This window comes from Venatoribacter cucullus (assembly GCF_016132445.1).
GTDB lineage: Bacteria > Pseudomonadota > Gammaproteobacteria > Pseudomonadales > Oceanobacteraceae > Venatoribacter > Venatoribacter cucullus.
Genome location: NZ_CP046056.1, coordinates 2,806,530 through 2,827,114 on the forward strand (window position 1 = coordinate 2,806,530; position 20,585 = coordinate 2,827,114).

Annotated in this window: 22 protein-coding genes and 1 tRNA gene; 11 read left to right on the forward strand and 12 right to left on the reverse strand. The window is 55.6% G+C overall.

All coding sequences use genetic code 11. The features are described from left to right. Window positions 1–23: 23 nt before the first annotated feature. The gene (locus tag GJQ55_RS13225; protein WP_228345440.1) at window positions 24–803 is read right to left on the reverse strand and encodes a ParA family protein; all 780 of its coding nucleotides are present in this window, start codon (window positions 801–803) and stop codon (window positions 24–26) included. Window positions 804–837: 34 nt separating this feature from the next. Further along, entirely contained in the window at window positions 838–1,491 is a 654-nt protein-coding gene (gene rsmG, locus GJQ55_RS13230) for a 16S rRNA (guanine(527)-N(7))-methyltransferase RsmG (RefSeq protein ID WP_228345441.1), read from the reverse strand. A gap of 209 nt (window positions 1,492–1,700) precedes the next feature. On the opposite strand from rsmG, the gene GJQ55_RS13235 reads away from it, so the two are divergent. From GJQ55_RS13235 to GJQ55_RS13255, 5 genes are all read left to right on the forward strand, one after another. Next, window positions 1,701–2,879 carry a YbfB/YjiJ family MFS transporter gene (locus tag GJQ55_RS13235; RefSeq protein ID WP_228345442.1) on the forward strand — a complete coding sequence of 393 codons (1,179 nt, stop codon included), beginning with the start codon at window positions 1,701–1,703 and terminating at the stop codon, window positions 2,877–2,879. A gap of 64 nt (window positions 2,880–2,943) precedes the next feature. Further along, window positions 2,944–3,561 carry a cytochrome b/b6 domain-containing protein gene (locus tag GJQ55_RS13240; protein ID WP_228345443.1) on the forward strand — a complete coding sequence of 206 codons (618 nt, stop codon included), beginning with the start codon at window positions 2,944–2,946 and terminating at the stop codon, window positions 3,559–3,561. Between the two features lie 50 nt (window positions 3,562–3,611). Further along, a complete protein-coding gene (locus tag GJQ55_RS13245) occupies window positions 3,612–3,926 on the forward strand; it encodes a PepSY domain-containing protein (protein ID WP_228345444.1) in 315 nt (104 codons plus the stop codon). Window positions 3,927–3,934: 8 nt separating this feature from the next. After that, window positions 3,935–4,606 carry a response regulator transcription factor gene (locus tag GJQ55_RS13250; RefSeq protein WP_228345445.1) on the forward strand — a complete coding sequence of 224 codons (672 nt, stop codon included), beginning with the start codon at window positions 3,935–3,937 and terminating at the stop codon, window positions 4,604–4,606. After that, window positions 4,603–5,946: a sensor histidine kinase gene (locus GJQ55_RS13255; RefSeq protein WP_228345446.1), complete on the forward strand. Its 1,344-nt coding sequence runs from the start codon at window positions 4,603–4,605 to the stop codon at window positions 5,944–5,946. The genes GJQ55_RS13250 and GJQ55_RS13255 overlap by 4 nt, the downstream gene beginning before the upstream one ends. Here the strand turns inward: GJQ55_RS13255 and GJQ55_RS13260 are convergent. Further along, a complete protein-coding gene (locus tag GJQ55_RS13260; protein ID WP_228345447.1) occupies window positions 5,930–6,163 on the reverse strand; it encodes a hypothetical protein in 234 nt (77 codons plus the stop codon). The two genes, GJQ55_RS13255 and GJQ55_RS13260, sit on opposite strands and share 17 nt — an antisense overlap. A gap of 552 nt (window positions 6,164–6,715) precedes the next feature. Between GJQ55_RS13260 and GJQ55_RS13265 the strand changes: the two genes are divergently transcribed. Further along, window positions 6,716–7,243, forward strand: coding sequence for a hypothetical protein (locus GJQ55_RS13265; protein WP_228345448.1), 528 nt, complete (start codon window positions 6,716–6,718; stop codon window positions 7,241–7,243). Window positions 7,244–7,341: 98 nt separating this feature from the next. On the opposite strand, the gene GJQ55_RS13270 is transcribed toward GJQ55_RS13265, so the two are convergent. The 3 genes from GJQ55_RS13270 to GJQ55_RS13280 all read right to left on the reverse strand — a co-directional run bounded on the left by GJQ55_RS13270 (window position 7,342) and on the right by GJQ55_RS13280 (window position 10,600). Continuing rightward, window positions 7,342–7,418 (reverse strand) — tRNA-Arg (locus GJQ55_RS13270). Window positions 7,419–7,524: 106 nt separating this feature from the next. Continuing rightward, the gene (mnmG, locus tag GJQ55_RS13275; protein ID WP_228345449.1) at window positions 7,525–9,423 is read right to left on the reverse strand and encodes a tRNA uridine-5-carboxymethylaminomethyl(34) synthesis enzyme MnmG; all 1,899 of its coding nucleotides are present in this window, start codon (window positions 9,421–9,423) and stop codon (window positions 7,525–7,527) included. Between the two features lie 334 nt (window positions 9,424–9,757). Further along, window positions 9,758–10,600, reverse strand: a complete 843-nt coding sequence (locus GJQ55_RS13280; protein ID WP_228345450.1) for a hypothetical protein — start codon at window positions 10,598–10,600, stop codon at window positions 9,758–9,760. A 213-nt stretch (window positions 10,601–10,813) separates the two neighbouring features. On the opposite strand from GJQ55_RS13280, the gene GJQ55_RS13285 reads away from it, so the two are divergent. From GJQ55_RS13285 to GJQ55_RS13295, 3 genes are all read left to right on the forward strand, one after another. Beyond that, window positions 10,814–11,482, forward strand: a complete 669-nt coding sequence (locus tag GJQ55_RS13285) for a cupin domain-containing protein (protein WP_228345451.1) — start codon at window positions 10,814–10,816, stop codon at window positions 11,480–11,482. Between the two features lie 120 nt (window positions 11,483–11,602). Then, on the forward strand, window positions 11,603–12,454 hold the full coding sequence (locus GJQ55_RS13290; RefSeq protein ID WP_228345452.1) for a metal-dependent hydrolase: 852 nt from the start codon (window positions 11,603–11,605) through the stop codon (window positions 12,452–12,454). Window positions 12,455–12,575: 121 nt separating this feature from the next. Beyond that, on the forward strand, window positions 12,576–13,151 hold the full coding sequence (locus tag GJQ55_RS13295; protein ID WP_228345453.1) for a hypothetical protein: 576 nt from the start codon (window positions 12,576–12,578) through the stop codon (window positions 13,149–13,151). Here GJQ55_RS13295 and GJQ55_RS13300 read toward each other — a convergent pair. After that, a complete protein-coding gene (locus GJQ55_RS13300; RefSeq protein WP_228345454.1) occupies window positions 13,148–13,660 on the reverse strand; it encodes a cytochrome b in 513 nt (170 codons plus the stop codon). The two genes, GJQ55_RS13295 and GJQ55_RS13300, sit on opposite strands and share 4 nt — an antisense overlap. Before the next feature lie 192 nt (window positions 13,661–13,852). Between GJQ55_RS13300 and GJQ55_RS13305 the strand changes: the two genes are divergently transcribed. Further along, on the forward strand, window positions 13,853–15,688 hold the full coding sequence (locus GJQ55_RS13305; RefSeq protein WP_228345455.1) for a sensor domain-containing diguanylate cyclase: 1,836 nt from the start codon (window positions 13,853–13,855) through the stop codon (window positions 15,686–15,688). Between the two features lie 171 nt (window positions 15,689–15,859). Next, window positions 15,860–16,204, forward strand: a complete 345-nt coding sequence (locus GJQ55_RS13310; protein ID WP_228345456.1) for a PhnD/SsuA/transferrin family substrate-binding protein — start codon at window positions 15,860–15,862, stop codon at window positions 16,202–16,204. Between the two features lie 9 nt (window positions 16,205–16,213). On the opposite strand, the gene mnmE is transcribed toward GJQ55_RS13310, so the two are convergent. The 5 genes from mnmE to rpmH all read right to left on the reverse strand — a co-directional run bounded on the left by mnmE (window position 16,214) and on the right by rpmH (window position 20,150). Then, window positions 16,214–17,602 (reverse strand): tRNA uridine-5-carboxymethylaminomethyl(34) synthesis GTPase MnmE, encoded by a 1,389-nt coding sequence (gene mnmE, locus GJQ55_RS13315; RefSeq protein ID WP_228345457.1) that lies wholly within the window; start codon window positions 17,600–17,602, stop codon window positions 16,214–16,216. An 82-nt stretch (window positions 17,603–17,684) separates the two neighbouring features. Next, window positions 17,685–19,334 carry a membrane protein insertase YidC gene (gene yidC, locus GJQ55_RS13320; protein ID WP_228345458.1) on the reverse strand — a complete coding sequence of 550 codons (1,650 nt, stop codon included), beginning with the start codon at window positions 19,332–19,334 and terminating at the stop codon, window positions 17,685–17,687. A gap of 2 nt (window positions 19,335–19,336) precedes the next feature. After that, on the reverse strand, window positions 19,337–19,633 hold the full coding sequence (gene yidD / locus GJQ55_RS13325; RefSeq protein ID WP_228345459.1) for a membrane protein insertion efficiency factor YidD: 297 nt from the start codon (window positions 19,631–19,633) through the stop codon (window positions 19,337–19,339). Beyond that, window positions 19,581–19,985 carry a ribonuclease P protein component gene (gene rnpA, locus GJQ55_RS13330; RefSeq protein ID WP_228345460.1) on the reverse strand — a complete coding sequence of 135 codons (405 nt, stop codon included), beginning with the start codon at window positions 19,983–19,985 and terminating at the stop codon, window positions 19,581–19,583. The genes yidD and rnpA overlap by 53 nt, the downstream gene beginning before the upstream one ends. A gap of 30 nt (window positions 19,986–20,015) precedes the next feature. Next, window positions 20,016–20,150: a 50S ribosomal protein L34 gene (gene rpmH, locus GJQ55_RS13335; protein WP_228345461.1), complete on the reverse strand. Its 135-nt coding sequence runs from the start codon at window positions 20,148–20,150 to the stop codon at window positions 20,016–20,018. Window positions 20,151–20,585: the final 435 nt, after the last annotated feature.

The window sequence follows — 20,585 nt, forward strand, 5'->3', positions numbered from 1 at the left end:
ACGTTCTGAAACCTTATGGTCGGTCAGGCACTGGCGGCCTGACGGGTACGGCGATTCATTTCTCCGGCCAGGGCCAGGTAGGCCACGGCGCCCCGGGATGCTTTATCGTACATCAGCACCGGTAAGCCATGGCTGGGCGCTTCGGCCAGCCGCACATTACGGGGAATAACGGTGCCGTACACTTTGTCACCAAAATGGCTCATCAGTTGTGCCGACACATCCACAGTCAGGCTGTTGCGCGGGTCATACATGGTGCGCAATAAACCTTCAATTTCCAGTTTCGGGTTCAGGGTGGTCTGAATCGACTCGATGGTCTGCATCAGCGCACTTAACCCTTCGAGTGCGTAATATTCACATTGCATCGGGATAAGCACCCCCTGCGCCGCCACCAGGGCGTTGACAGTCAGCATATTCAGCGATGGCGGGCAGTCGATCAGGATGTAGTCGTAATCGGGGCGCACTTCGGCCAGCGCCTCACGCAGACGGTGCTCGCGCCGGGGCAGCGTCATCAGCTCCACTTCGGCAGCGGTTAAATCACCATTGGAAGGCAGCAGGTCGTAACCTGCGTGCTCCGTCTTCACCACGGCGGCGGCCGTACGGGCCTGTCCGGTGAGCACATCGTACAAGGATACTTCCAGATCGTGCTTATCCACACCGCTGCCCATGGTGGCGTTGCCCTGCGGATCCAGATCCACCAGCAATACCCGGCGCTTGGTGGCCGCCAGCGAAGCGGCCAGATTCACCGCGGTGGTGGTTTTACCTACGCCACCTTTCTGATTGGCAATCGCCAGAACCTTGCTCACGATCTGCTTCCTTAACTGCCTGCGGCAACCTGTGTTATGCGTTGGACGTCACTGGCAACAGCTGCAGCAAGTGACGCTCGGCGTCGACACCCGGCACCTGTAATGGCCAGCTGGCGGCAACGCGGAAATGCTGTTCAATGGCGGCGATTTCATCCGCCGGATACTGGCCTTTCATCGCCAGAAAACACCCCTGCGGAGCACGCAGATGCTGACACCAGTGGGTCATATCGGCGAGCGAGGCAAAGGCGCGGCTGACGATCATATCGAAAGGATTGGCCGGATGATACGCTTCGACCCGATCGTTCACTATGGTCACATTATCCAACCCCAGCACCGTGCGCGCCTGAAACAAAAAGCGCGTTTTCTTACCGTTACTGTCGAGCAGGGTGAAGGTTTTGTGCGGGTTCATAATCGCCAGCACCATACCCGGCAGGCCGGGGCCGGTGCCGACATCAATAATGTTCTGCGCCTCCTGCACATAAGGATGCACCGCCAGACTGTCGAGCAGATGCAGCGGCACCATACGCTCCGGCTCACGGATGGCCGTCAGGTTATAGGCTTTGTTCCACTTGATCAGCAGTTGCAGGTAATCGCTTAACAACTGCAACTGGCCGGCGCTCAGCTCAATATTCAGCTGCGCGGCACCGCGGGCAATCTGCTGCTGCAGGGCTTCGGCACTCTGGGTCATAACGGACTCGGGTTGCTGCGGGAAAGGCGCGGATGGTAACACAGGGCAGGCGGGGGGCGGGAGACGCCTGAACGGAAGACGTCCGGACGCTGACTTTTTGCGGCGCCCTGCTGCCGAGGTCAGCAAGCGTCTGGCCCACTTTAGTCACCTTGGCCCAAGGCCTCTCTATGGCTACCATGCCTTTTCTCATTAACCATTTCAGGCCCGCTATGCACGCCAACACACCGCCTTCTTCTTACTGGTGGCCTATTGTCGCCGCCGCCACCGCACTGATTGTGGTGCATGGCTTCGGCCGTTTTGTGTACACCCCCTTGCTGCCGTTGCTGGTCGATGATGGCCTGATCAGCCTGCCGCAGGCGGCCTCGCTGGCAACCTGGAACTACATCGGCTATTTAACCGGCGCCATGCTGGCACTGTTTTTATACCAACGCGGTTTCGGCCGCCAGGCTCTGCTGAGCATGCTGGTCGGTAACGCCCTGATCACCCTGATTCAGGTCTGGGCCACCTATTATCCGCTGCTGGCCGGATTGCGCCTGTTAAACGGTATTGGCAACGGCGTGGTGTTTGTATTGGCGCCAGCGCTGGTACTGGAATGGCTGGTGACACAAAGCAAAGCCCACCACAGCGGCCTGATGTACCTGGGCGTTGGCGTCGGCATTCTGGGTTCCAGCCTGCTGGTTGATCTGACCTATCCCTGGCTGCAGGGCGCGACCCGCTGGATTCCGGCCGCCGCCGTTGCCTTACCGCTGGCCTTATGGAGTGCCTGGTATCTGGGCCGCCTGCCCGGTCACGGCCCGGTAACCGGTACCCCGAAGGATGATCACTCAGCCCTGTGGGACCGGGCCAGTACACCACTGTTTCTGGCCTATGCCGGTGCGGGTCTGGGCTACATCCTGCCCATGACGTTTCTGCCCGCGGTGGCCGCCGACTGGAATATCAAAATGGTGCCCAGTGCCTGGTTGTTGGTGGCACTGGCGTCACTGCCATCCACCTGGCTGTGGAATCATCTGGGTGCCCGCATCGGCGACAAGGCGGCGCTGCTGTGGAACTACGCCATTCAGGCCATCAGTATTCTGTTATTGCTGACTCTGGAGCATAAATCCGGGCTGTTCCTCAGTGCCCTGCTGATGGGCGGATCGTTTCTGGGCGCGGTTTTACTGACTCAGCGCCTGGCCCGTACCCTGCACCCGCATCAGGGGCCACGCTTAAGTGCAGCCTTAATTGCCCTGTATGGTTTTACCCAGCTGACCGGCCCCTGGCTGGCCAAACTGGGTATTGAAAGCGGCGCCACCCTCAGCTCTACCTTTATCTGGGGTTTCGGAGCACTGGTCTGGGCCTTTGTGCTGATGCTGTGGGTGCCGGTAAAGGTACCGTCCCCAAAAACCTGATGCCGTTAAGCTTGGTTTAAGCATCCGCGCTCTATTCTGGCCCCAGCTGCAGAGGAGAGCGTTTATGAATACCCCGATTCCATCCAACCACCCCATCACATCCAGTCCCGACTCACCGGAAACGGTGCGCGTCTGGGATCCGCTGGTGCGGGTGTTTCACTGGTCGCTGGTGCTGTTTTTCTTCACCGCCTACCTGTCGGAAGACGTATCCGACACCCTGCACGCATGGAGTGGTTACGCCGTTGCCGGCCTGATCAGCTTCCGTGTGTTGTGGGGCATGATCGGTACGAAACACGCCCGTTTTACTGACTTTGTGCGCTCACCGCGCTCCGTTTTGGCCTATGTAAAAGCCATTCCGGCCGGCAAAGCGCCGCGCTATCTGGGCCATAACCCGGCCGGTGGTGCCATGGTCGTCGCTCTGTTGTTAAGCCTCACCGGCACCATTGTGTTCGGCATGGCCACGCTGGGCGCGCACGATCAGGCCGGACCGTTAGCGGGAACCTGGCTGGCGTCGTTTAACGACCACACGCTGAAAGAAATCCACGAGTTCTTTGCCAACAGCACGCTGGCGCTGGTGTTCCTGCACATTGCCGGCGTGTTGTTCAGCAGTCTGCACCATCGTGAAAACCTGGTGCGTTCCATGATCCACGGCCGTAAACAACGCCGTGATAACGACCACTGACACTGGCTGTAAGCCGGTAACCAAACCATACTGACGTCCCGGAGGACATTATGAAAACACTGTTATCAATCACCGCCGTAACCGCCGCTCTGACCGCTGGCGCCTTCAGCTTGCCGGTACTGGCTGGCGACGACTTCAGCGCGGAAGAGATTCAGCAGCTGGTCAACGCCGGCATCGTACAACCGCTCGACAGCCTGCTGCAGGCCAAACCACTCACCGGCAAACTGCTGGACAGCGAACTGGAACGTGATGACGGCCGCTGGGTATACGAAGTGAAATGGCTGGATGATGAAGGCCGCCGCCATGAAACCGAGATCGACGCCAATACCGGCAAATGGCTGGACGACGACATCAAAAAACGCTGAGACAGCCGATGAAACTGTTGCTGATTGAAGATGACCGCAACTTAACCGACGCCCTGCAGCCTGTGCTGCGGGGCGCTGGCTATGCGGTAGAACTGGCCCATAACGGTATCGACGGTGAATTTCTGGGCAACGAGTTACAGCCCGACCTGATTATTCTGGACCTCGGGTTACCCGGTAAAAACGGTCTGGAGGTTCTGCGCAGCTGGCGCGCGGCCGGCAACCGCACCCCGGTGCTGATTCTGACCGCCCGCGATGCCTGGCATGAGCGGGTCGATGGTCTGAAAGCCGGCGCCGATGATTATCTGGGCAAGCCCTTTCATACCGCCGAACTGCTGGCACGACTGGAAGCCATTGGCCGCCGTCAGCAGGGCCATGCCAGCAACGAACTGCACTGGCGTGGCGTAACGCTGAATACCGACAGCCAGCAGGCCACCGGCGCCGATGGCCGCATCCTGCAATTAACCGGCATTGAATTCCGCCTGCTGCGCTACCTGATGCAGCACCCGCAGGACGTACATTCCAAAACCCGCCTCAGCGAGCATGTGTACGAAGAAGAGCAGCAACGGGACAGCAACGTGCTGGAGGTGTACATCAACCGCCTGCGCCAGCATTTCGGTAAAGACTTTATCGAAACCCGCCGCGGGCAGGGCTACCAGTTAGCGCCGGAGACCACTGCATGAGGTCGATTCAGCAGCAACTGCGCCGCCAGTGGCTGATCAGCCTGCTGGTATTAATGCTGCCGTTGTTGCTGCTGGCCGATTACGGCGTACGTCAGATGATCGGGCATTATGTTTTAAGCCGCCTGCAGCATGATGCCGACAGTCTGATTGCTGCCCTGCAGCGCGACCCGCTAAGCGAAACGTGGCAGCTGCAGGACAACCGGTTGGGTACCGTCTATCAGCGCGTCTATTCCGGCCATTATTACGCCGTCCGCAACACCGATGCGCTCCTGCAAAGCCGCTCATTGTGGGATAAAACACCGCCCGTCCTGAACCTGAGCAGCGGCGAACGCCGTGACTGGACGCAGCCCGGTATTAACACCGGCAACCGGCAGGAGATGTGGCTGAACCTGGCACTCGGTATTACGGTAGACAACCAGCCTTTTACCCTGTGGCTGGCCGAAGACATCAGCGCCCAGCAGCAACAACTGCAACGCTACCGGCTGGTCGCACTGACCCTGCTCGGGCTGACGCTGACCGTGCTGCTGCTGATTCAGCGTGGGCAATTAAGCCGCGCCTTCGCCCGGCTGCACCCTCTGCAACAACAGCTGCGCGAATTGCGCTTTGGCGAGCGCGACAATCTGGGTGCGGCCAGCGGCCAGTACCCGCAGGAAGTACAACCGCTGGCGGAAGAAATCGACCGCCTGCTGCAACAGCTGCAACAGCGGGTGGGGCGCTCCCGCAATGCACTGGGCAATCTGGCCCATGAAATGAAACGCCCGCTGCAACAGCTGCAGTTGCTGGCCGAACAGCTCAGTCCACAACAGCAACAGCAGCAGCGCGAGGTGCTGGAGCGCCTGCAAACCCTGATTCAGCGCGAACTGAAACGGGCGCGCATCGTCGGCGTGGCCTCCCCCGGCCGCCATACCAAACTGGCTGACGAACTGCCGGTCTTGCTGGACGTACTGCAACGGCTGTATCCGCAGGTGACCATTGCAAGCGACTTTCCGGCCGATGCTATCCTGCCGCAGGACCGTGACGATATGCTGGAATTACTCGGCAATCTGCTGGATAACGCCTGTCTGTACGGCGGGAACCGGGTGCAGCTGAGCATCCGCAATCAGGCTGAGGTGTGGCAGATTCAGGTGTGTGATAACGGCCCCGGCATCAGTGCCGAACAACGCGGGCAATTACTGCAACGCGGGGTGCGGCTGGATGAAAGTGGCCCGCAAGGCAGCGGACTGGGACTGGCGATAGTGCAGGATATTGTCAGCAGTTACGGCGGCACACTGGCCTTAAGCGCGAATGCCCCGCAGGGGCTGTGCGTGGACGTGCAGCTGCCGGCTAGCAGCCACGGGTAACCACCAGCTCATCCTTACTGATGTTGCGCTGCTCGAAGGTCAGGTTGTACTGCACCTGATGCAGAATGTCTTTGTCGCTGCGGCGCTCTGCCAGCCGCGCCAGCAGCTGGGTAAATAACACATCTTCCAGATACGCCTTGTTCAGCGTTTTTTCCTGCGCCGCCGCGTCGTCCAGTTGCTGCAATAACGTATTGATCAGGCGTTGCTCACCACTCATGGGCATATCCTCTGTCATGACCGAAGCAGTGTGGCAGGGGCGGGAGCGGGGCAGGTTGATGGGCGTCAATGTCAGCGTACGGCTATACACCCTAACAACATCGTCCTGACTGACCGGATAAAAATATCCGATATTAATAACACTCTTTTATTATTTTCATCTGCGGTATATGCAATTCATAGCATTGGCTGATAGCCCATGCCATCTCCGGACTCTAGTGTGACCTGCTCATCCACGTTCCGAGTCGTACATATGCTTAAAATAAATAATCTGACCATTATTGCCCTGCTGCTGTTCCTGTCAGCTCAGTCCTTTGGATTGGACTTATCCGAAATCGATATATGGTCTGACAGCAAGCGTTATCAGCGCGGCGACATTATTAAGACAGGAAACGTACCCTACATCGCACTGCTCCCATCCAGAAATGCTGATCCACTGTAGCATTCCGTCATCTGGCGACACATTCGGTTAAATTCAGATAATCCGGTAAAACTGAGGAAATTGTATTTGCCGGGGCACCTTGTTAAGCACAACGGCGATCAGTTTCTGTCCTTGAAAATTAACATGCTGATGGATATATCGCATTTACAGAATAAGCGCCAATGGCTGGTTATCACGGATAGTTTGAATGAATATCAGCCCCCTTCTGACCACGATAATGAAACAGCCGATACTCTGTATGGAACAGACAACAATAACAATGGCATTCGTGATGATTATAAGCAGAGAATTATTCAGAGCGAATTGCCGGAGCACGCTCAGAAACTGGCTTTTGCCGCAGGCAGAATATACACAACTACGATTCACGTTGGCCGGTCAGCGGATGAGATATCCACCGACCTTGCCAGATATACCATGCAGAACTTAATTAATGTCTACCGGTGCAAGCTGATAACAGCACAACAGAATAACGGCCACACATGGAAAGAATCCTGGTTCTACAACACCGTTGACCGACTGGAGGCAAAGTTTTTAATTCAGAATGCACTGAGCAAAATAGCTGGTGAAGAAACTGAATATCAATTCCCTGATAATCCGTGTGCCGAAATTCTTAAAGAAAGGTTGTTCGTATCATCCTGATACTCACCCTTCGGGCTACGCTCAAATCGGCTCCGAGCCGATTTGTCTCACCATCACGTTCGGGCACAAAAAAACCGACTTGCGTCGGTTTCTTTAAGTGGCCCGCCCGAGAGGATTCGAACCTCTGACCTCTGCCTCCGGAGGGCAGCGCTCTATCCAGCTGAGCTACGGGCGGTTTACGGTGTCAGCCGGGGCTGATGTCGTAAGTGCGCGCATTGTATACGCTTTTTAGCGGTGGCTCTACTGCTACAACAAACAGCGTAACAGCAGAGCCTCTGAGCTTACGCACTCAGTCGTTCGATCATGTTTTTCTTTTTCAGGTGCACCAGAATCTGGCTGATGGCGGCCGGGGTAATGCCCGACAGGCGCGAGGCCACGCCCAGAGTTTCCGGCTGCAATGTGCGCAGTTTCTGTTTCACTTCGTTGGACAGGCCGCCAATGGCGTCGTAGTCCAGATCAGTCGGCAGTTTGGTGTTTTCGTAGCGGCGCAGCTGTTCGATTTCTTCCAGCTGACGGGCGATGTAGCCGTCGTATTTGGCCTGAATTTCCACCTGTTCCGCCACTTGTTCGTCGGCCACCGGTTCGCCTTTCAGGCTGGCGACCTGAGCGTAGGTCAGGCCCGGGCGTTTGAGCAGGTCGTTGAGGCTGTATTCGCGCACCGGATTGGTTTCACCCATGGCTTCTACCTGCGCCGCTTCCGGCGTGCCGGGCTGAATCCAGGTGGTTTTCAGGCGTGCGGCTTCCTGTTCAATCGCTTCTTTCTTGGCTGAGAATGCCGCCCAGCGGGCATCGTCCACCACGCCCAGTTCGCGGCCAATTTCAGTTAAGCGCAGGTCGGCGTTGTCTTCACGGAGCACTAAGCGGTATTCAGCGCGGCTGGTGAACATGCGGTAGGGTTCTTTGGTGCCCATGGTAATCAGGTCGTCGACCAGCACGCCGATGTACGACTGGTCGCGGCGCGGCGTCCAGGCGTCTTTGTCCTGCGCGCGCAGGGCGGCGTTAATACCGGCCAGAATGCCTTGCGCACCGGCTTCTTCATAACCTGTGGTGCCGTTGATCTGACCGGCAAAGAACAGGTTGTTCACAAATTTGGTTTCGAGGCTGTGGCGCAGGTCCTGCGGGTTGAAGTAGTCGTACTCAATCGCATAGCCCGGACGGGTAATGTGAGCGTTTTCAAAGCCACGGATGCTGTGGATATAGTCCAGCTGCACATCAAACGGCAGCGAGGTGGAAATGCCGTTCGGGTACAGCTCCATGCTGTTCAGGCCTTCCGGTTCCACAAATACCTGATGGCTGGTTTTGTCGGCAAAACGAGTCACTTTGTCTTCAATCGACGGGCAGTAACGCGGGCCAATGCCTTCAATCACGCCGGCAAACATGGGCGAGCGGTGCAGGTTGTTGCGGATAATCTCGTGGGTGCGCTCGTTGGTGTGGGTGATGTAGCAGTTCACCTGTTGTGGGTGCTCACTCACATGGCCCATAAAGGACATCACCGGCAGCGGAGTATCGCCGGGCTGCACTTCCATGACGGAAAAATCGACGCTGCGGGCATCGATACGCGCCGGGGTGCCGGTTTTTAAGCGACCCACATTGAACGGCATTTCACGCAGACGCTTCGACAGTGCGATGGACGGCGGATCACCAGCGCGGCCGCCACTGTGGTTTTCCATACCAATGTGGATAAGTCCACCGAGGAAGGTACCGGCGGTGAGCACCACGCAGGTGGCGTGAATGCGCATATTGGTGTTGGTCACCACGCCACAGACGGTCGAACCGACGCCGTCGCCCTGTACCATCAGGTCGTCACAGGCGGCCTGGAAGATATCCAGATTCGGCTGGTGTTCCACAATGTCACGGATCGCCGCCCGATACAGCTGACGGTCGGCCTGAGCGCGGGTAGCCCGCACGGCCGGGCCTTTGCGGCTGTTGAGAATGCGGAACTGAATACCGGCTTTGTCGGTAGCACGCGCCATCGCACCGCCGAGGGCGTCGATTTCCTTAACCAGGTGGCTTTTACCGATACCGCCGATGGCCGGGTTGCACGACATCACACCCACGGTGTCGGTGTTGTGGGTGAGCAGCAGAGTTTTACAGCCGGTACGCGCCGCTGCCAGTGCCGCTTCGGTACCGGCATGGCCACCACCGACCACAATGACGTCATAACGGACAGGATAATCCACAAACCACCTCGGAAATCAGTTACCGCCGGAACCGGCGCAGGAGAAAAGGGCGCGATTATAGCAGCCTTGGCAGCCGTACGGCAGTAGCCTGTGTACTTTTTAACCAATAATTTTACGCACAGCCGTATTGCCCTGAATAAGGCTGTGCAAAATCATTTTCCACAATTGTGGAAAACTTTATATTTTACTTATAAATCATAGAGTTATTGAAAAAATAAGATCGTGGATAACATTACATAAAAAACCGGCCTGAAGCCGGTTAAAAAGTTATTCGGAACATTTCCCCGCAGAATGAACGGCTTTATCCCATCTCACTCACAGGGTTATCCACAGGCTAAGGTTCGGTGCCAGTACCGGTTTCACCGGCCGGTGGTTCGGTATCCGGCGGCGGTGTGGCGCCAGCTGGTGGAGTGAAGCTAAAAAACAGCAGGCTGCTGGTGTTGTTGCTGCGCAGGTAAAACTCCAGATTGCCATCAGCGTTGAAACCAGCGTAGCCGCTGGCGGGTTCGTTAAAAGCCGGGCAGTTTTCACGCTTACTAATCGCAACCTTATAAAGGTTATTGCGGCCACCATTCTCCAAAACCAGCGAACCGCTAAAGCTGCATCCGCTATCAGGTTCCGCAACCGCTTTAAAGGTTACTAGCTCACTTTTAGGAGCAGGAGAGGTGAAGCGCAGTGCGTAAGACGAATTTGTCCATTCACCGGCAGAGGTTAACAAGCGGAGCGGAGCCTGATTTCCCCAGGTATCATCCTTTTCCAAGCGGACATTACCCTGCGATACACCGTTGACACTGTAAGGACCGAAGAGCACATCGTTATCGCCACTCAGCAATACATCCCAAAGATAATCAGATGGGGCGCCATCTGCTACGACCTCAGGTCCAATACCAGAAGCTGTGTTTAAGGCATAGGCAAAAAGCTCAGTGGGAGCTGTTCCATCTGAGAGAAGATCTGTGGATCCGTAATAACCATTACTATCGTCAAAGGCGTATACGATTCCGTTGTATATCAAAGCACGTACATTTGATGAGCTACCCGCCGGACTGCTCCAAAACCCATTTAAAGACGACGTTGCGCCAGAAACCCGTTCGCCCTGATCGTTCACCGGATCCAGCTCGTCACTTTCTGAAATACAGCCCACCAGCCCCAACGCCAGTATCATTGCCACAATACGCACTCAGTTTCTCCTGCCCGGCAACGTCCGGGGTGTAATTCTCTGTTTCTTACATCGGCCGGCGACGCCGGCTCTTGAATGCCGGCGTGCTCGCCAGAGCGCTTCCTGCGTGAACACTGTGTGCTGCCCGCAGGGCGTTATTCCGCTCTGGCTTACGTTAAAATCCACCCACTGTTAACTCTGATCATTATTATCACGGCGTTCGCCGGAGCACCCATGACCACATCCCCGGCCTTCCAACCTATTAATATGGACCGCAGCCAACGTACGGTAATCGTGGCCGGCGAACAAACCTGGCTGCCGGCTCCGCAAGCGCCGGTTGAGCGCATCCCACTGGAGCGTGAGGCGCCAGAGCAGGGGCAAACCACCAGTTTTGTGCGCTATCTGCCCGGTGCCCGTTTTCCCCAGCATAACCACCCGTTGGGCGAAGAAATTCTGGTACTGGAAGGTGTGTTCAGTGATGAATCCGGCGACTACCCGGCCGGCAGCTATTTGCGCAATCCACCCGGTTCCAGCCATGCGCCGTTTTCCGAAGCTGGCTGCCTGATTTTTGTAAAACTGAACCAGTTTGCCGCAACCGATACCGAGGTGGTGCGCATCCGCCCGCAAGATCAGCAATGGCGGCCCGGCATCGGCAACCTGCGCGTGTGCCCGTTGCACGAACATCAGAGCGCCAGCACTGCTTTTGTGCATTGGCCTGCCGGTGAGATTTTTCAGCCGCACCGGCACTGGGGTGGGGAAGAAATTGTGGTTATCAAAGGCTGCTTCCGCGATGAGTACGGCGCTTACCCGGCCCACAGCTGGTTGCGCAACCCGCACCTCAGCCAGCACCATCCCTTTGTAGACGAAGAAACCTTAATTCTGGTGAAAGTTGGCCATATATAACCGGCCGACGGCAAAAGATTGTCGTAACCCCACCTGTTTACCCCGTAATGCCCGGCCTATTCTGTGCGCCATAATCACAATAAAAGCCACTGCAAACTCACCGGGCTTACGAGGCACAGCATGAACAATTCTCTGGAACAGGCACAGCAGATCAGCGCCAGCATCGACATTACCGGCCGCAAAATGGAATTTGATTTTGAACCCGGTGATATTCCACGCTACTGGTACGGCAACAATGCCTTCAAATCCACCTTTATGAATGCCTTATCCTGCCTGTTTCCCGAAGGCGAGCGCATGTTTATGGATGCCGTACGCGACAACCAACAGTGCGTAACTGATCCGCAATTACTGCAACAAATTAAAGGTTTTATTAAACAGGAAGCCATCCACGGCCACGAGCACGCTCAATACAACGATTTTCTGAAGCGCTGGCAGTATCCCATCGACAAAATCATGAATTTCGAAAAGAAAGAGAAAGTGTGGCTGAAAAAATGGCTGTCACCCGCCCGGCGCCTGGCCATGACCTGCGCGCTGGAACACTTCACCGCCATCATGGCGCATCAGGTATTAACCAACCCCGATTTTACCGAAGGCATGCACCCGCAATTTAAAGAAATGTGGCGCTGGCATGCTATCGAAGAAACCGAACACAAAGCCGTGGCTTACGATGTGTACCAGCAGGCGGTGGGCAGCTACTGGCTGCGCATTTACACCATGCTGGTCGTTACCGTTATGTTCTGCTTCCGCACCTCGTTATTTCAGGCCATTTTTCTGTGGAAAGACGGCCAGCTGTTCAACCCCAAAGTCTGGTGGCACGGCGTTAAGTTCTACTTCCTGAAACCCGGTTTGGTACGCAATATCTGGAGCGATTATCTGGATTATTTCCGCCGTGACTTCCACCCCTGGATGCACGATAACCGCGAACTGCTGCAGCAGTGGGAAGCCGAAGGCCAGAAATATAAGGCAGTGTGAAGGCTTAATGCCCACACCAGCCTTTTAACCGGTGCATGTGCTGATAAAGGCGGTTGGGGATTCTTGCCGAACCCATCCAACCCTGTGCTAAGGTCCCGTTATCCACAACCGGAGGTTCCTTATGCCCAAGTTGCCGCTGTTATTTGGTTTATCGGTTTTTCTGGCGTTGCCAATCACGCTGCCGGCGGATGAGGCAGCACCGCTGTCAGCCAGCATGGCCGTGGGTGATACAGCGCGCACGCCGCAGCCGGTAGCGAATCCTTTGGGAGTGCTGGCGTTATTTTCACAAACAGCCGCGCTGGCACCTGGCCTGGTAAATCAACTGCTGGGGGCGGGGTTTGAGGCGCAGATGCAAATTCCGCCCGAGCATCTGGGCGTTAAGTTCTGGGATTTGCGCACCGGCCAGGAGATTGACCGGCAGGAAATCCGTAACCTGGTCGGCGTAGGCAACCATGCCGCCCTGTTGCAGCTGTGGCAGGCGGCCGAACAGTTATCGCCCGGGCAATTGCCGTTAACCGTGGCGCAGCTGATGGATATTACCGATGCCGCCTATATTGGCAGCCTGATGCAACCGCCAGTGCATATCGATATTGAATATTACGATACCCGTCATGGCCCGACGGGTAAGGGCGGCGGCGCTTCGGGCAGTACTCCCGCGGCACCTTTACCGCCCGTTCCGGCAGAGCCCAGGCCTTAAAGCATGCGCTTTAAGGTGTCGTCTTTTTTCACAAAATGATGCAGCAAAGCCATACCCACGTGGCCAGCAATTAACAGCAACAACAGCCAGGCTATGGGTGAATGCAGGCTGCCCAGGCTGGCCATCCATTCCACGCCATCACCACGGGCAATCAGCTGCATACCGAATACTTTCAGACCGTAGCCTTTGCCCACCAGATACATAACGCCGGTAATGGGCATCACCAGCATCCCCAGGTACAGCAGGCCATGGCCGGCTTTTACCAGAGCCACCGGCTCGGAGCGCGGACGGTTGTCTTTCTGTTTAATCGCCCACACCAGGCGGATGATCACCAGCAACATAATTAAGGCGCCAATTGAAACGTGCCAGGGCACCAGGGTTTGGCCAACCCAGTGTTCGCCATCATTAATACGATCGAAAATCTTCAGCAGTTGCCAGCCAATGAGCAGGGCCATGCCCCAGTGCAGCAGGCGTGACAGGGTTCCGTAGCGTTGGGGAGTATCGTTCATGTGGCAGCTCCTTGTTGTTGCCATTGAAGGTATGGGAAGCCTAACACAAGTCATTTTTTTTGCTTATGACAGGAACGACAGGTTAGTGCTCCTCCCCACCCATATTCCCATGGAGGTACAATACGAACGTTCAGCACTGGCCAACAGAAGGATTTGGCTGTTGCAGTTAGCAACTTTTTTCTGGTCGGATTTATGTCTGCAGATAATTTCTCCCGCTCCGGCCGTCAGCTGCACAAAATGCAACTCCGGGTATTGTTGATGGCCGCCTCAGGCATTCTTATTACCGCGTTGCTGGCCGGCCTTTCCACTGTCTGGCCATTTTATCGGGCCGCTCATCAGAACATCGCTAACCTGACCCAGATTTCCGTCGAGGCACAGGCCCAGGCACTGCATAACCAGCTCGGCCGTTATCAGGACATGGCTCAACAATTTACCAGCCGCACGGAAATCCGCCGCCGCCTCAGTGCTTATGCCGAAGGCAAAACAGACCTGCCAACACTGCAAGCCTACACGCTGCCCCGGTTACAGGATGCCATGCGTCAGGCACCAGCAGCGCTTGGGCTGATACGTTTTGGGCCGAATGGGGAAGAAATCGTACGGCTGGGTACGGTTCCGGATCAGTTCCAACGGAACACCGACCATCCATCCGACTATCCCTATCAGTTGCATTACCTGCCGGATGGCACCGTGCTGGTGCAATCCTGCGCCCCCATACTGAATGACAGCGGTATACCGATTGGTATGGATGTGGTGTTTTTTGATGCCAGACTGCTGCTGAATTTGTTTGATGACAACGGCTGGCTGAACAGTGCCGGTATTCAATTGCAGGATACTCAGGGGCTGCATGAAATTTTCCGTCAGAATGGCGTTTTCAGCATACGTCCACTGGCAACGGTTCCTGCCACTGACCATCAGGAGCATTTTTTATTATTCAGTGCCCCACTGAATAACGGCACCTGGCAGTTAACCCTGAACCTGCCAGATACGTATTTCAAAGATCAGATTACCGGTTTACTGCTGTGGCCAACCTTAGTCATTTTTTCTCTGGCGGTGGGTGGTGCGTTACTGGTAGCACTGGGCATGCGCCCGTTATTGCAGCGTTTAAGCCGGCAATCGTTGCAGCTGCGCGAATCTGAACAATATCTGCGCCAGGCTGCCAGCGTATTTCGTTTTGCTCGTGAAGCCATTCTGATTACTGACCCTGATTTCAATATTATTGAGACCAACCCGGCCTTTACCGATGTGACCGGCCACAGCGCTGTGCGTCTGAAAGGACAGTCGTTACGAACCTTGCTGGTTGAACGCGAAGAGCTGGACAAAAAAATCGGGAAGGTTCAGGAGGAGCTGACCAGCACCGGCTCCTGGGAAGGGGAAGTGCATTACCAGCGGGCCGATGGCCGGAATATGGTTGCCCTGCAAACCATCAGCGCGGTACATCACAACGATGGCAAGCTGGTGCGTTATATCCATATTTTTAACGACATTACCGAAAAGCAGCAGGCCGCAGAAGTTATTCAGCACCTGGCACTGCATGATGAATTAACCGGACTGCCAAACCGGGTTTGCCTGGAACAGTACCTGGGCCGGATACTGGCCGAACGGGATGCCGCCAGCCCGATGCTGGCCATACTGTTTCTGGATCTGGACCGCTTTAAAGAAGTAAACGATACCCTCGGGCATCAGGCCGGTGATGAATTATTAAAAATCGTTACCAGCCGTCTGCAGGCCAGTGTACGCGCCGATGATCTGCTCGCCCGGCTGGGCGGCGATGAGTTTATTCTGGTGCTCAACCCGGTGCATGAAGCCGATAACGCCGCCCGGGTAGCCGCGCACATTGTGCAGGCGCTGGCCGAGCCCTTTCATATACATAACACCAATACCCGCATCGGCGTTTCTATTGGTATTGCCCTGTGTCCGCACCATGGCAGTACCATCGACAGCCTTATTAATGCTGCCGACAGCGCGATGTACCAGGCCAAACAGGGCGGGCGCAATACCTGGCGTTTTGCTCCCCGTCATGTTTCCTGAAACCAGCGGGCAAAGGGCAATAACCCTTGCTATGATTGCCACGTAAGGATTTGTATCAGGACGAGCAGGATTATTTTGTGGGTATTTTTTTGCAATCAGCGGCTGGTTGTTTGCAGCGGCTTTTTTCTTATCTGGGTTTTTATCCCACACTGTGGCTGAGCCTGCTGTTATTTGCGCTGCCCGCTGCCGCCGAAACACCGACGCCACCCGCCGAATGAACTGGATCTTATTTTTACCAATCCTTCGCACTTTATTGAACTGCGGACACTGAACCAGTTATCCGGTGCTCTGGCCACCCTGACCCGGCTGGAAAATAACCAGCCAGTATCAGAATTAGGCGGCGTTATTATCCGCCGCGCTGACCGCCCGGAACTGCAAACCCTGCACGACCTTCAGACTGTTCGTATCGCTGCCGTTGGTACTCAGTTCCTCGGTGGTTATGCCACCCAGATGATTGAGCTGAAAAAAGCCGGTCGTGATCGTTATGCGGTGTATCAGCCGGATCAACCCGGCTGATACCGCTGCTTATTTCCCGATACAGAACGAGCCGAAAATCTGACCGAGCAGATCATCGGCGGTAAAGGCGCCGGTGATTTCGTTCAGTGCGTTCTGCGCCATGCGCAAATCTTCGGCCAGCAGTTCGCCGGCACCCATGCCTTCCAGCTGTAAACGACCGTTATCCACGGCCTCTTTGGCGCGGTTCAGAGCATCAATATGGCGGCGGCGGGCGAGGAAACCGCCTTCGGCACCGGCATCAAACCCCATCACTTGTTTTAAATGCACACGCAAGGCATCCACACCATGATTGTGCTTGGCGGACAGGGTGATGGTGGGAAAACGGTCGGCGTTGTTCAGGCCGATGGTTTCTGTGGATAAGTCGGCTTTGTTGCGGATAACCGTAATACGGCCACTGTTCAGCAACTCAGTGGCCTGTTGCTGTAACCCACGCTCATCGTACAGAGCGTGCAGCAGCTGTTCAGGGTCGGTTTCGGTGGTGGTGGAATCGATCATCAGCAGCACGCGGTCAGCTTTGCTGATTTCATCCCAGGCACGCTGAATACCGATGCGCTCCACTTCGTCCGGGGCATCACGGAGGCCGGCGGTGTCGATGATGTGCAGCGGCATACCGTCGATGTGGATATGTTCTTTCAATACATCGCGCGTGGTGCCGGCAATATCGGTCACAATCGCCCGCTCCACACCCGCCAGCGCATTCAGCAGTGAGGACTTACCCGCATTCGGACGGCCGGCAATCACCACGTTCATGCCTTCGCGCAGCAGTGCGCCCTGATTGGCTTCGCGCAATACGGCCAGCAGTTCGTTGTCCACTGCATCCAGCATGGCGGCCACTTTACCGTCACTGAGAAAATCGATTTCTTCTTCCGGAAAATCGATGGCGGCTTCCACGTACATGCGCAGGTGAATCAGCTGGTCGAGCAGGCTGTGTACCCGCTTCGAGAATTCGCCCTGCAGGGAACGCAGCGCGCAACGCGCCGCCTGTTCGGAGGCCGAGTCAATCAGGTCGGCAATGGCTTCGGCCTGGGCCAGGTCGAGCTTGTCGTTCAGAAAGGCGCGCTCGGAAAATTCACCGGGGCGGGCCAGCCGGCAACCCAGCGCCACCACTTCTTTCAGCAATAAATCCAGCACCACCGGGCCGCCATGGCCCTGCAGTTCCAGCACGTCTTCGCCGGTAAAGGAATGCGGATTGGGGAAAAACAGAGCGATGCCTTCATCCAGAACCGTGCCGTCGACCGCGCGGAACGGGCCGTAATGGGCATAGCGGGGTTTCGGCGTAATACCCAGCACCGCTTGCGCGATAGTAAGCGCACGCTCACCGGAAACGCGAATAATACCCACGCCGCCGCGACCGGGCGCAGTGGCAATAGCAGCGATGGTGTCTTGATGAATATTCATAAGGTTAAGGGTTCGGAGTTAAGAGTTCAGCGCGCGTTACGGATTAATGGCAACGCACGCTGAACGCTCAACCCCCAACGGTTCAGGCGTTTTCGATCTGTTTGGTAATCACGTACTGCTGCGCAATCGACAGCAGGTTGTTCACCACCCAGTACAGCACCAGACCGGCCGGAAACCACAGGAAGAATACGGTGAAAATCACCGGCATGAATTGCATCACGCGCGCCTGCATCGGGTCCGGCGGTGTCGGGTTCAGCTTCATCTGAATGAACATGGAGGCACCCATGATCAGCGGCAGAATAAAGTAAGGGTCCATCACCGACATGTCTTTAATCCACAGAATGAACGGCGCTTGACGCAGTTCCACCGATTCCATCAGTACCCAGTACAGAGCAATGAACACCGGCATCTGAATCAGAATCGGCAAGCAGCCACCCAGTGGGTTGATCTTCTCGTCGCGGTACAGCTTCATCATTTCCTGACCAACCTTTTCCCGGTTGTCGCCGTACTTTTCCTTAATTTCCTGCATCTTCGGCGCGACTTTGCGCATATTGGCCATGGAGCGATAGCTCATCGCTGACGGCTTGTAGAACAGCAGTTTGATACAGATGGTCAGCAGAATGATGGCAAAGCCCCAGTTACCCACCAGGCCATGGAAGAAGGTCAGCAGCCAGAACAGCGGCTGAGCAATCCACCACAACCAGCCGTAATCCACGGTCAGATCCAGATGGTCGGCAATTTCCGCCAGACGATCCTGTACCTTCGGGCCCAGATACAAACCGGCACCCATTTCAGTGCTTTCACCAGCGGCCAGTGTTACCGGCGCACCATAGAAACCAAACAGGTGGTTGCCCTGCACATAACGGCCGTTGTAGGTGTACTGCTGATCCTGTGCGGTTGGCACCCAGGCAGTCAGGAAATAATGCTGCAACATGGCGGCCCAGCCACCGGTCTGCACATTTTTGTAGGCGCCGTCCTGCAGATCATCAAAAGTTACTTTTTCGTAACGGTTTTCTTTGGTGGTTAACGCCGCCCCCAGATACGCCGCCATACCCAGCTGTGAACCCGCCGACGGATCCGGAGAGCTGTCACGCTTCAGCTGCGCATAAAATACGCCCTGCCAGGATTCGGCCGAGGTATTTTTTACACGGAAATTCACATCCACCAGATAATCACCACGACGGAAGGTGAATACCTTATCAACACTGGATTTGTCGTTGCTGGCCGTCAGCACCACCTGCAACTCGTCCTGACCTTCCGCCAGCTCAAACTGGGTTTTTTCCACCCGGTATAAAGCAGCGCCTTTGCTGTCGATGCCATCACGACCCAGCAAACCACTCTGAGCGGTGTAGGTACGACGCTGGTTGCGCTCCATCAGCACAAAAGGAACATTCTGCTCATCAATAGAAGCAGGGTATTCCGGCAGCAGAACTTCCACCACTTCACCACCACGCGGATCAATAGTGATCTGCAGTACGTCGGTGGTTACCCGGATCAGGTCAGCAGCAGGTTTTTCTGCCGTTGCCACCACGGCCGGCGCATCTGCAACAGCCGGTGTTTCAACCACAGCGGCATCGCTGGTATCAGGCATATCCTGCTGCACCGGTGCTGCGGTTTGGCTGATGGGGGCGACAACCTGGGATTTCTGACCGTAATCATTGTTCCAGGCAAGAATAAGAAGGTATGAAGTGATGGCCAGGCCAATAAAAATGACCGTACGTCGGATATCCATGATCAGGGTTTCCGTTGACAACAGTGGGAGGAATGGTTGGGTAAATCAGGTACCGGATCAACACCATGGGAACCCCAGGGATGACACCGGCCCAGACGTTTCAGCGCCAGCCAACCACCACGTACAGCACCGTAACGACGAATGGCTTCGTCAGCATAGGCTGAACAGGTAGGGTAATAGCGGCAACGGCTGGGTATAAAGGGACTGATTGCATTGCGATAGACAGCGATCAGCAACAGCAATGCCTTAGCGCCCGGACGGGCGGCGGTTGGAGCGGCGGCCGTTTGCTTGTCGGTCATTGGAAGGACGCTTCAATCTGAACCAAAGGGCGTCAATCATCGCACGAATTTGCTGGTTGTCCAGTTCGGCAAGACCAGAGCGGCCGAGCACCACAAAATCCAGCGCATCCAGCTGTTGCTGATGGTGGCGGAAGGATTCCCGGATAATACGTTTTACCCGGTTGCGGTCCACGGCACGCTTGATCTGCTTTTTAGCCAGCACAAAACCGAGCCTGGCCTGGTTCTGCTCATTCGCTGTTGCCAGCAGCAAAAGCTGCGGCGAACTGCTGCGCCATTCGGTGTTGTCAAAAACCCGTTTGAACTCAGCCGGCTTTAACAAGCGGGCTGAGCGCAGGAATGAGGTTTCTGACATCAGACGGACATCACAGCGTCAGATGATCAGTTAAACAGTCAGACTGTGACGGCCTTTAGCACGACGACGGGCCAGAACCTGACGACCATTTTTGGTGGCCATACGGGCACGGAAACCGTGAGTACGCTTACGCTTCAATACGGTTGGTTGGAAAGTACGTTTCATAACACTGTCACCCAGTTAAGTGAAAGGGGCAAATTTTAAGGGCGTGAATTGTATGAGAAAGCACCGGCATAAGCAATGATCATTTTGAACGCTGTTTTGGGCGTTATCCCGTTACGGTTTTATATTGATTAAATAATGTTTGAAGAAAGAAAGAAGAGAATTTGTTGTTATTGTTATTAGTGCCCGCCTGACTTGTGGAAAACACAAAAAATACCAATAACATCATGGTGTTACGAATTTTATAAGTACGTGGAGTAGTCGCGTACAAGGCGTGCATGAGCTGGGTCTGAAGCCGGTATGGAATGTGGGTGGAATTCACTGCTGGTGGTGTTTTGCGGTTATGCACAAAAGCATCCGGAGGAAAGCACGGTAGTTATCCACAGAAGAGGCGGGTTGTTTTTTGGCCGGAAGAACTTTCTGCTGTGGATAACATAA